The following is a 13,883-nucleotide window of genomic DNA, read 5'->3' on the forward strand; positions in this document are numbered from 1 at the left end:
GGCTTAGAGCGATGGATTCTTTCGATATTTGTTGATCGTTTGCTTTCCAAAAGCTGTAATACGTCTAAGCAAGGTGGTATTCTCTTCATTTGGGTCCTTCAAATATCTTCGCCAAATGAATTGGCTAATTTCTTCAATGATTAGCAGGATTCCAATAGCGATCAGTAATATCCATACCCAGTTCCACATTATTCAGGCTCCTTTCGAATGGATATATTATCCTATTCAACCCTTTACCTCAAAATGTGCGGAATTAAAACAAAATGTCCACTTTTAATTTGGTTCCTTATAGCCCATAGCCCGTTCACTGTCCTTGTATCCTTTAGTAGTGGGATCCTGGATAATGCCGAGCAGCGACAAAATCATGAAAATTGCATTGATGAGCATTAATATTTCATTTTGAATTTCATCAGTCAACCGGAATGAAGTAAGACCGATTAAGTTCATACCTTCCAAAATAATTTGTAAAACAATCATCAGCTGTGAAACAAATGCTATCACCCAGGATTTATTTTTAAATCGGACGCCCCAGTTGATCACTTTAACCATTCCTTCCATTCTTTTTGCATCTCCATGGTTTACTATATGCAAGAGAAGGAATAGGTTGTTCGTGTTTGTCCAGCCCTTTTATTTTTTTGTTTTATTCCCCAATCTTTCCATAATGTCTTCGCGATGGATGTACAATATAACGAGAACGAGAATGCCGGCCAGTATGCAGTTTAAAGCACTTTCTCCTCTGAAATACAAGAAAAAGGGAATGGTTATGAATGCGCCCAATCCGGCAAAAGTAAAGCTTTTTAATAGAGGGTATAGCAACAAAAAACCAGCAATGATCACGATTGCTGCCATTGGTTCAAATGCGAGCATTCCGCCAATGAAAGTGGAAATGCCCATCCCGCCCTTGAAGCCTAGTGTAATAGGCTTTACATGACCCAAAATAGCGAAAAAAAGCCCTGCCAGGACGAGCTCTGGCACTAAATCAAGGTATTGACCAGTGTAAATGACCATAGCGCCTTTTAATGCGTCGCCAAGAAAGGTTAAGACAAAAGATGCTTTCCCATGGACACGGCCTGCATTCCGTGCACCTACATTCCTGCTGCCTTCCACCCTGATATCTTTTCTTCCCAATAGCTTTACTACAAAATACCCAGCCATCAGGCTTCCAATCAGGTAGGCTGATAAATAATATAAGATAATAGTCAATAATGACACAACCTGTCCTTTGATCTTATTGAAAGTTTATTCTGTATTATTCCTTAAAATTCCTTTTGTTCATTCTTGTAGATTAAAAGCTAAAAACCCGCCTTTCAATTCCAGGTTGTAACATCTTTGCTGTCCAATAAAAAGGCCCATTTTTCGCTTTTCCATTGTTCTTTTCAAATTCCATTATGTATGATGTTTTTCGTTCACCTTTATAGAACTGTCTTTGCAGCCTCTGGAATTTTCCTTGCGCATTTGTCAGCTGAATGAGAAAAATGTTATCCTTTGAAAAATTAAATCGCTTTATATCAAGGTTTGTCGTAATTTGATAACTAATAAATAGCGATTGCTAGCAATATACTATTATCATCTAGCATTAAAGTTTCTTATAAACGAATTCTCTTCTGAGTTGGAATCCATGCTTCTTATAAAATTCTCTGGCTTGATGGTTTTGAACCCAATAATCAAGCTCCACATTCTCAATCGCTCGTTTGGATGCTTCGGCAAAAAGGTATTCCATGATGAACGTTCCATATCCTTTTGATTGGTGTCTTTTTTCAATGCTGATCTGATGGACATATAGTGACACATACCCTTTCTTAAAGACATTTTCATCATAGGTCTTGATTTCGTACCAGGCATAGCCTACGGCTTCCCCCTCGTCCTCGAGAACGATGAATGTGTGGCGTTCATTTCCAATCAGGTTTTTGAAGGCTTCCTCCATCTCTTCTTGGTTAAATTCTTTAAAGCACTCTGGATACATGTTCACGTGCATGTCATGAACCGTCTTATTTAACTGTGCAATCTTTGTGTAATTGGTTGTAGCACATATTTTCATATTATCCCCCTGTTTTGATGTATGTTTTTATTAGTTCGTGTCTTTCGGGGAAAATCCCTCTAAAATAGATCTTGGTTTTTATATATACTAAAATCAATGGTGAATCTTTAAAGGCAGGTGATATGAAAATGGAACAGCATTTATACTTCAGAGATAACTTCTTTTCAGTTGGACGCACTGAAATATATAATGAAGCAAAGGAAATGGCCGGAGAACTGGACCTCAAAAATATATTTGGCACTGCTATTGATGTGCTTGATTTAAACGGTGAGGTCATCATCAGCGGTAAGTTCCCTTTGTTTGGTCTTAAATGGAAGGTATATGACAGGCATGGACAAGAAATAGGTTCATTAAAGGCTAAATTTTCCCTGTTTTCGAAGAAATTTGAATATGATGCCAGTGACCGGGGGAGTTATATCATCAACTCAGAAGCTTTTTCGAAAGTATACGAAATCATGGACGGTGACCAAATCGTCGCCCGGTTTGATAAAATCAGCTCATTCATCGAATCGTCTGCATACAGATTAAGAAATAATTCAAGCAAACTATCAAATGAAGAGCTAATTGCAGTAGTCATGGGCGTCAATGCCATCCATAAACGGCAAAGAACCAACTCAGGTGCATGAGACACAAAAAGGAGCCAGAACCCTGGCTCCTTTCTATGTTCTTTCAACTGCTACTTTGCTGCCTGTTGTAAAATAATGCTTTTTCATAAATAAATAGAATATCAGAAATACAAAACCGCTGAACAGTCTCAAAGCGGCTGCAGAATTCATAGCAGTGTCAATGGAAGTTATCTGGAGCAAATAGACACCGACTTGCGGGGCTGCAAATCCGATGATTGCTAATAGGATATTATATTGTGCGATGTAGCTTCCCCTGTTTTCTTCCTTTGTTACTTCAAGTAGTTGATTGAACAGCAGGAGCACGGTTCCGGAAACGAACAGGCCGGACGTGAAGTTGACAAAGGTTAAATAATACATATTGGTTGAGAGAATCGTCATGAAGGGTGCTGTAGCCATCCCAACAGCTGCAACTGCCAGCATTTTTGCATTGCTATGCTGATCAGCCATCCTGCCCCACCATTTGAAGCTGATGATCTGACCTACCTGGTTCGCCACCGTGATGATGCTGATCCAGAAACCCGTCATGTGTGCGTACTTGATATTGTATATATTGAAAAGCGGCCAAGCCAGCTGCCAGGCAAAGTTAAAGAACAAACCGCAAATCAGGAAATAGATGAAAGGTTTATGCTTATAAGCATCCCAGCCAAAGTTGAACCCCTTTTTTTCTTCCTTCGTTTTTTTCGCAGGTTCTATATGTCTATTTAAATAGTATACTTCCAACAAGCCAAAAAGAAATGCGAGGATGAACAGGATCTGGTATGGCAATGGGTTGCTCTTGTCGAACCACTGCAGCGCAATCCCGATAAGCAAAGTCGTGATCATACCGGCGATTGTCAAAATCCGGTTCCTTTCACTGAAAAAACCGCTTCTTCGGCTGTCGGAAACAAGGTCACCTATAAACGACTGCCAGCTGAGCATCGCAAACGATCCAGGAAGGTTCATCAGGCCGATCAAAAGGACGAAAGTCCACGCTCTGTATTCGACAGGCAGATAAATAACCAAAAACATCCCGATTAAAAAAAGGCGCGTATATAAAATGGAGCGTCCAGTAAATTTCTTCTTCTCCGAAAGTCTGCTCATAATCGCCGTTCCCAGGATCATCGCAAACATACCAACAATCTGCGGCAACGAACTGATCAGCCCTACTTGATAATTCGAGGCACCAAGGACCCCAATCGCAAACAGCGCAAAATAGTTATTGCTCATGCTCATGACAATCGTGGAAGCCACACCATTAAAAATGCTGTTCTTTTCATTCAACTTTGTAATCTCAGAAGGACTTTGCATACATTCCTCTTCTTTCAGGTGGTTAAATATTTTGGCATTCGAAATATCCACCTAATTTTACTCCTTCTGGTTTTTGCTGGCAATAGAAATTTCATGTGATCATAAACAAAGAATCTTCTGTGAATTCATACAAGGTGTGGAATGTCACAACATTTTTATAAGGACTGTTTTTGCATAGATTGATGCTTTTCGTATAATGTAAGTAATTCCGTAACACTTTCTAACGTTTCAATATCGACTTTTGTCCAAAGTCCCGTGAACTTCGGACATTTTCACTGCTCCTCCCCCGAATTTTGTCCGAAGTCCTATCAACTTCGGACATTTTCATTGCTCCTGCACCGGATTTTGTCCGAAGGTTTTCATTCTTTTGTGTAATACTAAAAACCCCCAATCCCAGGAGGATTGAAGGCCTAAAGCAACAAAGTTTACGAAAAGAGCCTATATAAAAGTGAATGCAGCAAAGTATATGAGAGGAACACTAAAAAAAGGAGCTCATTGGCTCCTTTTTTCTTTAAACATTCTTCAATACAAGATTTAATCTGTTGTTCCGTTCATTCTTTTCTCCCCCAGTCGCCAAATCATACTTTTTAAGCAAATGGAAAACTTCATTCAGAATATCCTGAGTATGGTCATCCTGGAAAAATTGGTTGAATAAAGGATGCATCTCTTCAGGCAGGTAATCCTTTTGTGATTCGTATTTATTCAGGACATCCTCTTTGCTATGATCGATTTTGCATTCTCCCATTGTTGAATTCCCTCCTTCGTTTTTGTATAGGTTTAGAATACCAGACTCTATCTCTCTTTACCCAATACTTTATTTTTTCCCTATCATATAAGCTCATATTATGTAATCGGTTGAAAATGATATGGTGCTCCTGATTTTAGCAACGCTTCCACACCGTTTGGGTAGTATGGCATCAATTGGTTGGCAGTTTCGAAATCAATCCACATGACCTCAGAAATTTCGGTTTCATCTTTTATGCCAATTTCACCAGACAGGATCTTTACTTTGAATGTGAAGAAGACTACATGAACGTCAAGATCATCACGAAATCTCTCATTAACAGCAGATAAATATAGTGGCTCTATGAACAATCCTGTTTCTTCCATGGCTTCCCGGACTACTCCTTCTTCCAGAGTCTCCCCCTTCTCTACTTCCCCGCCAGGAAGAGACCATCCGCTGCCAACATTATTGACCATCAGCACTTTCTTCTCACACTCGTCTAAAATCAGTGCATAAGCAACATCGACTCGTTTCATGAAATACCTCCCTTCAATCCAGACATGAATAGTTCGTCAACTATTTGTTTTCTCCTTCTTTATTTTTTCAAATAGTGAAGGATGATTGCACAGGTTAATGAACTGGCTAAGCCGCAACCGATCAGTAAAAGGGTAACAATTTCTCCTAACACAGCCATTTCCTGAGCTGGAAAGAAAACAATTTTCAATCCTAATAGCAGGGCTGCCAGCAATAACAGGATTGACGGCCACCATTTCGCCAGATTCGCTTTTAGCTTGAGGAACAACAAGGGAAGCCCCAGACCAATCAGGAAAACAAGAAAGAATACCATCTTTCATCAACCTTCTTTCCATCGCATTATCCATAATTTATTCGTGATAGGAGTGGGGAGTTCCTTGATTTATGTATTTATTTTTGGGACCAACATGAGCAGAAATAACAACGGAACTGGATTAAGGAATATTTCCGGATTGTAAAGTTGTAAATAATTTAATTCAGTTGAAAGATGCCAGGGATAACCGAAGATATTTCCACTCTAAGGGCCATCTTCTTTTTTGAGAGGCAAAAAAAGAAGGCCGTTCCTCACGGTCTTATTTCTTTAAATCCTTTTTCAAAAAACTATAGGTGACCAGGTCTTCGTAATGGTCATATAGCCACTGTCCCTCCCTGGTGATTCCCTCCTTGGTGAATCCCAGTTTTTCAGGAATTGCAATACTGCGATGATTACTGGTCGCGCATTGAATTTCGACCCTGTTCAGTACCAGATCGCTGAATAAATAATCAAGCAAAGCTTTAACAGATCTTGTTATGATTCCTTTACCCTGTGCCTCTTCGGCTAAAAAATACCCAATGCTGGTACTTTTGTTTTTCCAATCGATAAAATGCAGTCCAATCATTCCAACAAGTGAGCCGTTATGGCGAATTCCTGCATCAAACCCATTGTTGTCGGCGTAATTTTTTATCCATATCGGAATAATAGGTTCAAAATCCTCCGGTGATTGTCTTTTGTCAACCCAAAGCAGCCATTCTCGGAGATGATCCCTGTTTTGGTCAATCAGTTGAAATAACTCCTGCTTATGGTGCTGCTGAAACAACTCGATTGCGATTTCTTCATCTACTTTAAACGAAAACATTTTGCACTCCCCCTCTCACTTTGAAGAGATTATACCACTTAATGGAAGAACTATTAAGATGAAAAATAAAAAAGCCTTGTAAAAAGGCTTTTTCATTTTATCCAAAATGGAGAGTAAGATATAGCATAGAAATCAATCCTAAAATAAATGAATAAGTCGGGAATTTGACATGCCGGTCTTCCTGGGATTCTGGTATCAATTCCTTGTAAATGACGAAAAGCATGGCACCAGCGGCAAAGCTTAATCCATATGGGACAAGTCCATCTACTTCCGATGCAAGAAAATAACCGATTGCTGCTGTGACAATTTCCACTGCTCCAGTGAAGGTGGCAATCAACAGCGCTTTTACTTTAGGGATGTTTTGCTGCATCAAGTACAGACCTACGAGGAAACCTTCAGGTGCATTTTGCAGTCCAATAGCAAATGCGATGATCGCTCCAAGATTATCGGCCCCTGTACCATAGCTGACACCTACCGAAAGGCCTTCTGGCAGGTTATGAAGAGTGATTGCCGTTACAATGACCACTGTTTTCGCGTCCACTCCTGACAAAAATTTAAAATCATTCTTATCCAGTTTTTCAGTCTTAGAGTTTATATAATTCAAGATAAAAGTACCGAGTAACATCCCAAAGGATAGAACCCATAGATTCGAAGCTTTAAGAGATTCGGGTATCAGACTGAATGTAGTCGCCGCCATCATGATTCCGGAGGCAAAACCAAGAAGCAATGCCTTGATTCTTGATGAAACATTATTAAAAAATAAAATCGGAAGTGCTCCAATTCCTGTTGCCATCGCTGAGATCACGATTCCTAAAAATGCTTCTGCCATAACTTTCCCTGTGCCTCCTATTTTACAAAAGTAAAATACTTTTCCCTCTCTACCGGAGAAATACACATGGAAAAAATTATTTTAGAATGTCTATGGGGCAACCAGCTCCACTTTAATGCGGTCAGGGTCTTCACAAAACAAGGCATAATACCCGGGGCCCCCTGCATAAGGATGCCTGTCTGGATAAAGGATAGGAACTCCTCTTTCCATAAATTTTTTCGTCATCTCATCCACTTGTTCACGGGAAAAAGCATGAAAAGCGAGGTGATTCAGGCCAGTTTGCGATCGATGATAGACTGAATCGATAAACCGTTCTTCTGTTTGAACGAACACTATGTATGTTGCGCCTGATTTCCAGCTGATGCCTTTATCCCATTTTTGATAGACGCTGTAGTTCAGCTCTTTTAAAAACCAGCCCCAAAATTCAATGGTTTTATCTAAATTCGATACATTTACTTCAATATGATGCAGCATGCCTTCGCCCTCCTGGCTTTCCAAAATTTTGTATTGACTGCCCTCCAACTGGAAACAATAACGTAAAATGCAAAAGGAAGTTCTGATATGTACTATATAATTACAATTGCAGCTTCTTTACTACTCGCATATTTTTTTGTCGATTGGAAAAATTGGCTGAATTACTACCCAACCATCCAATTTTATATCATCTGTAATATGCTGTACAATTTCATTTTCTATAATCATACTTTATGGGCTTTCAATCCAAGTACGCCCTGGCTTAATCATACCCTGATGGATATTACGTTCAGTTTTATCATCATCCCTACCTTATTAATGATCTATCTCCGTTATACACCGAAAGAACTGAAATGGAAATTTGCCTATATTATTGCGTGGGTGTCTTTATTTACAATTGTGGAATTCCTTTTCAATAAGAAAGGACTCTTTATTCATGCAAATGGGTGGGAGATTCATAATTCGGGTATCTTCAATGCCATTATGTTTACGATCCTGGGCATCCATTTAAAAAAACCCTTAATAGCCATTTTGCTGTCTATTCCGATTGTGCTCCTCCTTTTGTATTTTCACCATCCCTCTTTTGGCGATCTCAAATAAAATCGTTCCAGATAAATCAGTTATGCTTCTGTTTTGCATCTCCTTTACGCTTCCTACTATAATAATGGAAGACTCTTTAAACGACGCGATTGTAGATTCGCATGTCATAAGGGACTGCAATACAAAAAAACTATTCGGGTGATTCTATGATACGAACCATTTCTGTCGGCACTTCCGGTCATATTCAAACCGGCTTAAGTATTGAAACATTAGTATCGAGCAAGGATCACTGGTACTGGATCGACTTCAATGAAGCAACAGATGAGGAAATCGCACTTTTGAGAAACCCTTTGAGGTTTCACCCCTTATCGATAGAAGATTGTATTCACACACTGCAAAGACCCAAACTTGATTATTATGATGATTATCATTTCTTTGTTTTCCAGGCATTGAATGCCGAGACGATGATGAAGGAAGAAGTGGACCTGTTTTTAGGGCCAAATTACATTGTTACGTTTCACAGCGTCAGCAACCGGGAAGTCGAGGATGTATGGAAGAGGTTAGAACTGGCGAAAACACCTTCAGAATGGAATCCCTCCATTGTACTCTATCATGTATTGGATAAGATCGTTGACAACTATTTCCCTCACGTCTACAGGATTGAAGATGTATTGAATGACATTGATGAAAATTCGGCTGATCGATCAATGGAAGAATTGCTTGAGGACTTATTTGATACGAGGCATGAACTCCTTTCCTTAAGGCATACGATTACACCCATGAGGGATTTAGCCTATCGGATTATCAATTCTCACAGGTTGGCCGAAATCCTCGCTCAAAAGGAATATTTCGCTGACATCCATGACCATTTATTAAGGTTAGCTGAAAAGGTCGAGGCTAGCCGCGAATTGACGACAGACATCCGTGACAGTTATTTGTCAATGAATTCTCATGAGACGAACAGAGTCATGAAAGTCCTTACTGTCATCACGACGATCTTCATGCCGCTAACTTTTATAGCTGGTATCTATGGAATGAATTTCGAGAACATGCCAGAACTCACCTGGGGCTATGGTTATTTTGGTACGCTATTCACCATGTTCCTGATCGGCATGTCCATGTTCCTCTATTTCTGGAAAAAAGGCTGGTTTAAATGAAATGTGTTTTGGGGTTTTTAAAGATTGTCAACGGTTAAAAAGCTGCACAGCAAACAGGAAAGGAACCATTGAGGCAAGCTCAATGGTTCCTTTCCTGTTTGCTATCTTTTTCTTCATGGTTTTGTAAAAACTCTTCCATCAGGCACTTGCTGCTGACGATCAGTCCCGCGAGGAACAATGCGAAAGTTACTGCCAGTGAGACATAATGGAAGGCTGTAAGAGAGGTGGTAACGGTCCAAAGCAGCCAAAAATACTTTTCGCCTTTCTCAGCCATTGACCTCCTCCGCCTCCCAATAGATCTGGCTGATTGCCTCTGCCAGTGCCTCTATCGTATTTTTCAGTTCCTTCATATCATTGTCCACTCCCCCAACCTCGACTACGAGCGAGTTGGAATGTAAGTCCTGATTGTAAATGCCATCCACTCCTATCCCCTTTTTCGGCAGCACACCTTTGCTGATCCCGGGATAATTTTTGTTGAGGATTTTATGAAGTTCATTTGCAAATTTTAAGTTTTGCTGGAAATTCTTATTTTCCTCTCCTATGACAAACACCAGCTTAGCATATGGCTGATTGTGGATAATCTCGGTCGTCGAGTCCTTTCTGACTGAATCACGGTGTAAATCGATGAAATACTCAAGTTTCGAGTTTCCAGACATTGCACTTTGTACCAATGAGCGAGAAATATCGTAAGACTTATGATATAACCAGCCTTTCTTGTCCAGCTCCTGGCCGATGTTTGTCTTATCAACACTTGCCCCAATCCCGCGTTTTTCGAGTTCTTTGCCAAGCAATTCCCCTACTATAGTGATATTTGTTTTGCCATCCACTGCTTCATTGGCATTTTTTGCTCCTTCTAGACCAAGCAATGGCAAATACGATTCCCAGCTATGTGTATGATAGATGAAAACTGACTTCTCCGAAGGTGCACTGCCAGTTGCAGAACCGCCGCTGTTCAGCTCCTCCAATTCCTTGGCCGCCATTTCCCTTTCCTGCAGGAGGACTTCCATCGGCGGAGCTGATTCAATTGGAATGTCTGTAAAGGTAACACCTTCATCAGCAATCAGGAAATTCGAATCAAAAGCCATGAAGCCGGGTATTTCGCTCCGTATGAGGCTCCTGATATCATTCATTTCAAAGTTCGTGATTAATTTAAACGATGTAGAAGCAATCGACAGGTCTGGACTCGAGCCAGTCAATGCATGTCCAATCAATGGGTTTTCATAACTGATGATTCTCAGGAACGTTTCAGCCCCAATATCCCCGTTTACCTTGAATTTAAAAAAACTGATGTTCGAAGATGAAATGAATCCCGCAAGCAGGAACATACTGGTCGTCACCACTAATATCATCAAGAAAGCCATGATTTTTTTATAGATATTGATTAAGATTCCATTCATTGAATCACCCTTTTATTTCGTTCAAGTGGACAGCCTCTTAGGTTAATAAATATGTAAGTTTGAAGCTTTTTAGAATAAAAAACGCCTGGGACCAAGTCCAGGCGCGGATGCAAGCTAAAAATATTTCTTTTTCCAAAAGATGAACGCTGTTAATCCTGCAAGTACAACAGCTATACTGATTGCCAGCATGAACGCAAATGGGTTGTGCTGGAATGGCAAATCTACGTTCATTCCGTAAAAGCTTGCCACCATGGTTGGGAAAGATAGAATAATTGTGATGGAGGTAAGGAATTTCATCACCATATTCAGGTTGTTGGAAATGATCGAGGCGAAGGCATCCATCATCCCGCTTAAAATCGAGCTGTACGTTTCAGCCATTTCAATTGCCTGGGTATTTTCAATGATGACATCTTCCAGTAAATCTTTGTCTTCCTCATACATCTTCAAATAATTAAAGCGCATGATCTTAGCGAGGACGACTTTATTCGATTTTAATGATGTCGTGAAGTAAACCAGGCTTTTCTCCAGTGCAAGAAATGCGTACAATTCTTTGTTTTTCATGGATTGGTGAAGCTCACGTTCAATTTCATTTGTCTTTTTGTTGATTTGTTTCAGGTAACGCAAATAATAAATCGAGATCACATAAAGAATTTGCAGTGCGAACCTCGTTTTCTTGAATGTGTAAAATTCCTTGACCCTGTTCGTTTTGAATTCATCCAGTACAGGTGTCTCCTTCAGTGAAACCGTAATGATACAGTTTGCAGTCTGGATGATCCCTACTGGAATCGTTTCGTAAATAGGAAAACCGGATTCATCATGTGTTATATACGGATAGTCCACGATGATATAAACAACTCCGTCTTCTTTTTCAATCCTCGGACGTTCCTCATCATCAAGGGCGTCTTTGATGAAATCGACGGCAACTCCCGTTTCATCCGCGACTCTCATGATCTCTTCTTCGGATGGATGGACCATATTGATCCAGCAGCCTTTTGAAATTTCATCAACGCTTGTTATTTTTCGATCAATATCGCTTTTAAAAATCTCCAGCATTTAAATAACCTCCTCATGATTTATTGAGGAAGCCAACTACCTTTTTTCAGAGTTGATAGTCTTGCAGTTTTCAATTGTATCAAATCTAATAGATTATCGACTTCCCCGCGACTATCGGGATCAGGTTCTATTGAATAACCCAAAAATACCAACTCCTCTCTGTTTTTCACCTCTTACATCTTACTCCTGACTGGATAAAAGTACAATGGGATTTTTGAAAGTAATAACAGAAGATCTCACAGATATAAAATTGGTGGAAACGAAAATGCAGATTAACTAAAAATCTTATTTTACATTGTATAATATGCAACATTTTCCATTAAGCTTTTTTCGGTTTCCTAATTAATAGCCATGGGCAAATAAATATCGTGAAACGCCATTCACAGTCTGATAGAAATAGGAGGAGATACTATGTTTTATCATGTTAAAGAGTTGCAATTTGAGGCTAAGCCGGACAGGCCTGATCCATTGCTGGCCAAGAAAATTCAGGAATTGATTGGCGGGCAATATGGAGAAATGACGGTTTCAATGCAATACCTTTTTCAGGGATGGGCTACTAGAGGGAATGAAAAATATCGTGATCTTCTTTTGGATATTGGAACAGAGGAAATAGGCCATGTGGAAATGCTGGCAACACTGGTTGCAAGGCTTCTTGACGATGCCCCGGTTAATATGCAGGAGGACGCGGCTAAAGATCCTGTAATTGGTGCCGTCATGGGCGGCATGAACCCACAGCATGCCATTGTGGCCGGGCTGGGTGCGCGTCCGTCTGACAGTGTCGGCAATCCGTGGATGGGTTCGTATATTATCGCGAGTGGAAACCTGCTTGCCGATTTCCGTGCAAATCTGAATGCAGAATCGCAAGGTCGTCTACAGGCTTCACGTATTTTTGAAATGACAGATGACCGTGGAGTGAAGGATTTGCTGTCTGTTGTCATCGCTCGTGATGCCTATCACCAAAATCAATGGGCAGCGGCCATCGCCGAACTGGAGGAAAAAGAAGGACTGCTTGTTCCAAGTACTTTCCAGCGTGAAAAAGAGCGCACCGATATAGCCTATACTTTATATAATTTCTCAGAGGGTGAAGAAAGCAGCCAGGGGCGCTGGGCTAATGGCCCTGCATTAGATGGCCAGGGAGAATATAAGTATGTTAGCAAACCAGAACCCGAAGGCGCAAAGCCGATGCTTCGTCCTGCACCACCTAAATTGCACAATACTCCCCCTTCAGATTGGAAATAATCCTCTTATAAAAGTGGCTGGTCGTTGACCGGCCCTTTTTCAATTTCATTTTTTTTGCCAGCTTGCCTTGGTCTTGCAAAATGCACAAAGAATAACAAAATACTGAGCTGTGAAATTGCCAGATTTCTTAGTGGTATATTGGCGGGATACTATCTGGAACATGTTTTTTCAATGATATGTGAAGGACTTTATCCTCCGTGATGGAAGCAAAAAATACTTCTTTCATATCCTGAATGGATAATTCCGCTAATTTAGCGTTCAGCCAACCTTCATTCAAATTCAACTGGGCAAGCACTTGGTGATAGAGCTTTCCATCAATGATCAGCGGCATGGCAAAATCCTCCGTCGCTTTTGAAAGCTTCATATCTTCAAGCGTGACCGGAGCTTTCGCAGCTTTCTTCAATACAGTCAGGTTCCCGTTTGCCTCCAATATACCCATCCTGACCCCGCGGATATCGAATATGTCTTTCTCCCGCAACATCAAAAGAATATTATCTATTGAATATTGAGTCTTTTTAAGGTTTTTCACAATAAATTGTCCATCATTGATGACTGTAATAGGCTCAAAGGTTAGCAAACGTCCAATTTTCCTGCTTTTGATTTTAAGATAGGCGACGATCTTCTGCAGCAAGGCAATCAGGATGATGGCAACTGCCGTATGAATATGGGGAATATTAGGGTCAGCGATGTCCGCCCCGACCACTGCCCCGAATGCCAGAAGGATTAAAAAATCGAAAACAGGCAATTCGCCAACCGACCTGCGTCCCATAAACAAAGCTGCGAAAAGCATTAATGGCAAAATCGTGACTACACGTCCTAAAAGGATAAGCATTTCTTCTAATAACTTCATTGAATCACTCCAGGTAACTA

General features: G+C 40.4%; 19 protein-coding genes. 4 read left to right on the top strand and 15 right to left on the bottom strand.

All coding sequences use genetic code 11. From position 1 onward, the window contains the following. Window positions 1–3: 3 nt before the first annotated feature. The 4 genes from EJA10_RS16860 to EJA10_RS16875 form a co-directional block, all read right to left on the bottom strand. Window positions 4–189, bottom strand: a complete 186-nt coding sequence (locus tag EJA10_RS16860; protein ID WP_125481195.1) for a hypothetical protein — start codon at window positions 187–189, stop codon at window positions 4–6. Between the two features lie 84 nt (window positions 190–273). After that, complete coding sequence (locus EJA10_RS16865; protein WP_125481196.1) at window positions 274–558, bottom strand: phage holin; 285 nt, start codon at window positions 556–558, stop codon at window positions 274–276. A 69-nt stretch (window positions 559–627) separates the two neighbouring features. Further along, complete coding sequence (locus EJA10_RS16870; protein WP_125481197.1) at window positions 628–1,203, bottom strand: glycerol-3-phosphate acyltransferase; 576 nt, start codon at window positions 1,201–1,203, stop codon at window positions 628–630. 373 nt (window positions 1,204–1,576) lie between these two features. Continuing rightward, complete coding sequence (locus tag EJA10_RS16875) at window positions 1,577–2,038, bottom strand: GNAT family N-acetyltransferase (RefSeq protein ID WP_125481198.1); 462 nt, start codon at window positions 2,036–2,038, stop codon at window positions 1,577–1,579. Between the two features lie 128 nt (window positions 2,039–2,166). Here EJA10_RS16875 and EJA10_RS16880 point away from each other — a divergent pair, with 128 nt between their 5' ends. Next, window positions 2,167–2,664, top strand: a complete 498-nt coding sequence (locus EJA10_RS16880; RefSeq protein ID WP_125481199.1) for an LURP-one-related family protein — start codon at window positions 2,167–2,169, stop codon at window positions 2,662–2,664. A 33-nt stretch (window positions 2,665–2,697) separates the two neighbouring features. Here EJA10_RS16880 and EJA10_RS16885 read toward each other — a convergent pair whose 3' ends face one another. The 7 genes from EJA10_RS16885 to EJA10_RS16915 form a co-directional block, all read right to left on the bottom strand. Continuing rightward, window positions 2,698–4,002, bottom strand: coding sequence for an MFS transporter (locus tag EJA10_RS16885; RefSeq protein WP_246017831.1), 1,305 nt, complete (start codon window positions 4,000–4,002; stop codon window positions 2,698–2,700). 460 nt (window positions 4,003–4,462) lie between these two features. Continuing rightward, window positions 4,463–4,696 (bottom strand): group-specific protein, encoded by a 234-nt coding sequence (locus tag EJA10_RS16890; protein ID WP_125481200.1) that lies wholly within the window; start codon window positions 4,694–4,696, stop codon window positions 4,463–4,465. A 98-nt stretch (window positions 4,697–4,794) separates the two neighbouring features. Continuing rightward, window positions 4,795–5,211, bottom strand: coding sequence for an NUDIX hydrolase (locus EJA10_RS16895; RefSeq protein ID WP_125481201.1), 417 nt, complete (start codon window positions 5,209–5,211; stop codon window positions 4,795–4,797). A 59-nt stretch (window positions 5,212–5,270) separates the two neighbouring features. Then, the gene (locus EJA10_RS16900) at window positions 5,271–5,522 is read right to left on the bottom strand and encodes a hypothetical protein (protein WP_125481202.1); all 252 of its coding nucleotides are present in this window, start codon (window positions 5,520–5,522) and stop codon (window positions 5,271–5,273) included. A 259-nt stretch (window positions 5,523–5,781) separates the two neighbouring features. Next, window positions 5,782–6,324, bottom strand: coding sequence for a GNAT family N-acetyltransferase (locus EJA10_RS16905; RefSeq protein WP_125481203.1), 543 nt, complete (start codon window positions 6,322–6,324; stop codon window positions 5,782–5,784). A gap of 97 nt (window positions 6,325–6,421) precedes the next feature. Further along, a complete protein-coding gene (locus EJA10_RS16910) occupies window positions 6,422–7,153 on the bottom strand; it encodes a ZIP family metal transporter (RefSeq protein WP_125481204.1) in 732 nt (243 codons plus the stop codon). Window positions 7,154–7,243: 90 nt separating this feature from the next. After that, window positions 7,244–7,627, bottom strand: coding sequence for a VOC family protein (locus EJA10_RS16915; protein WP_125481205.1), 384 nt, complete (start codon window positions 7,625–7,627; stop codon window positions 7,244–7,246). A gap of 87 nt (window positions 7,628–7,714) precedes the next feature. On the opposite strand from EJA10_RS16915, the gene EJA10_RS16920 reads away from it, so the two are divergent. Both EJA10_RS16920 and corA read left to right on the top strand, forming a co-directional pair. Then, the gene (locus tag EJA10_RS16920; RefSeq protein ID WP_125481206.1) at window positions 7,715–8,227 is read left to right on the top strand and encodes a CBO0543 family protein; all 513 of its coding nucleotides are present in this window, start codon (window positions 7,715–7,717) and stop codon (window positions 8,225–8,227) included. A 146-nt stretch (window positions 8,228–8,373) separates the two neighbouring features. Continuing rightward, complete coding sequence (corA, locus tag EJA10_RS16925; RefSeq protein WP_125481207.1) at window positions 8,374–9,324, top strand: magnesium/cobalt transporter CorA; 951 nt, start codon at window positions 8,374–8,376, stop codon at window positions 9,322–9,324. 79 nt (window positions 9,325–9,403) lie between these two features. Here corA and EJA10_RS16930 read toward each other — a convergent pair whose 3' ends face one another. The 3 genes from EJA10_RS16930 to EJA10_RS16940 form a co-directional block, all read right to left on the bottom strand. After that, complete coding sequence (locus EJA10_RS16930; protein ID WP_125481208.1) at window positions 9,404–9,598, bottom strand: hypothetical protein; 195 nt, start codon at window positions 9,596–9,598, stop codon at window positions 9,404–9,406. Then, entirely contained in the window at window positions 9,591–10,721 is a 1,131-nt protein-coding gene (spoIIP, locus tag EJA10_RS16935) for a stage II sporulation protein P (protein WP_125481209.1), read from the bottom strand. Before spoIIP ends, EJA10_RS16930 begins: the two co-directional genes overlap by 8 nt. Before the next feature lie 114 nt (window positions 10,722–10,835). Next, complete coding sequence (locus EJA10_RS16940; protein WP_125481210.1) at window positions 10,836–11,774, bottom strand: magnesium transporter CorA family protein; 939 nt, start codon at window positions 11,772–11,774, stop codon at window positions 10,836–10,838. 411 nt (window positions 11,775–12,185) lie between these two features. Between EJA10_RS16940 and EJA10_RS16945 the strand changes: the two genes are divergently transcribed. After that, entirely contained in the window at window positions 12,186–13,013 is an 828-nt protein-coding gene (locus EJA10_RS16945; RefSeq protein WP_125481211.1) for a manganese catalase, read from the top strand. 127 nt (window positions 13,014–13,140) lie between these two features. Here the strand turns inward: EJA10_RS16945 and EJA10_RS16950 are convergent, their stop codons facing one another. Then, a complete protein-coding gene (locus tag EJA10_RS16950) occupies window positions 13,141–13,863 on the bottom strand; it encodes a DUF421 domain-containing protein (RefSeq protein WP_125481212.1) in 723 nt (240 codons plus the stop codon). Window positions 13,864–13,883: the final 20 nt, after the last annotated feature.

Origin of the sequence: Mesobacillus subterraneus (genome assembly GCF_003937825.1) — a bacterium.
GTDB lineage: Bacteria > Bacillota > Bacilli > Bacillales > Cytobacillaceae > Mesobacillus > Mesobacillus subterraneus.

Bases quoted from the DNA above. Each gene is read 5' to 3' on its own strand.
- EJA10_RS16945 (WP_125481211.1), top strand. From the start codon at position 12,186: ATGTTTTATCATGTTAAAGAGTTGCAATTTGAGGCTAAGCCGGACAGG.
- corA (WP_125481207.1), top strand. From the start codon at position 8,374: ATGATACGAACCATTTCTGTCGGCACTTCCGGTCATATTCAAACCGGC.
- spoIIP (WP_125481209.1), bottom strand. From the start codon at position 10,721: ATGAATGGAATCTTAATCAATATCTATAAAAAAATCATGGCTTTCTTG.
- EJA10_RS16890 (WP_125481200.1), bottom strand. From the start codon at position 4,696: ATGGGAGAATGCAAAATCGATCATAGCAAAGAGGATGTCCTGAATAAA.
- EJA10_RS16875 (WP_125481198.1), bottom strand. From the start codon at position 2,038: ATGAAAATATGTGCTACAACCAATTACACAAAGATTGCACAGTTAAAT.
- EJA10_RS16915 (WP_125481205.1), bottom strand. From the start codon at position 7,627: ATGCTGCATCATATTGAAGTAAATGTATCGAATTTAGATAAAACCATT.
- EJA10_RS16940 (WP_125481210.1), bottom strand. From the start codon at position 11,774: ATGCTGGAGATTTTTAAAAGCGATATTGATCGAAAAATAACAAGCGTT.
- EJA10_RS16920 (WP_125481206.1), top strand. From the start codon at position 7,715: ATGTACTATATAATTACAATTGCAGCTTCTTTACTACTCGCATATTTT.
- EJA10_RS16880 (WP_125481199.1), top strand. From the start codon at position 2,167: ATGGAACAGCATTTATACTTCAGAGATAACTTCTTTTCAGTTGGACGC.
- EJA10_RS16860 (WP_125481195.1), bottom strand. From the start codon at position 189: ATGTGGAACTGGGTATGGATATTACTGATCGCTATTGGAATCCTGCTA.
- EJA10_RS16930 (WP_125481208.1), bottom strand. From the start codon at position 9,598: ATGGCTGAGAAAGGCGAAAAGTATTTTTGGCTGCTTTGGACCGTTACC.
- EJA10_RS16895 (WP_125481201.1), bottom strand. From the start codon at position 5,211: ATGAAACGAGTCGATGTTGCTTATGCACTGATTTTAGACGAGTGTGAG.
- EJA10_RS16950 (WP_125481212.1), bottom strand. From the start codon at position 13,863: ATGAAGTTATTAGAAGAAATGCTTATCCTTTTAGGACGTGTAGTCACG.
- EJA10_RS16905 (WP_125481203.1), bottom strand. From the start codon at position 6,324: ATGTTTTCGTTTAAAGTAGATGAAGAAATCGCAATCGAGTTGTTTCAG.
- EJA10_RS16865 (WP_125481196.1), bottom strand. From the start codon at position 558: ATGGAAGGAATGGTTAAAGTGATCAACTGGGGCGTCCGATTTAAAAAT.
- EJA10_RS16910 (WP_125481204.1), bottom strand. From the start codon at position 7,153: ATGGCAGAAGCATTTTTAGGAATCGTGATCTCAGCGATGGCAACAGGA.
- EJA10_RS16900 (WP_125481202.1), bottom strand. From the start codon at position 5,522: ATGGTATTCTTTCTTGTTTTCCTGATTGGTCTGGGGCTTCCCTTGTTG.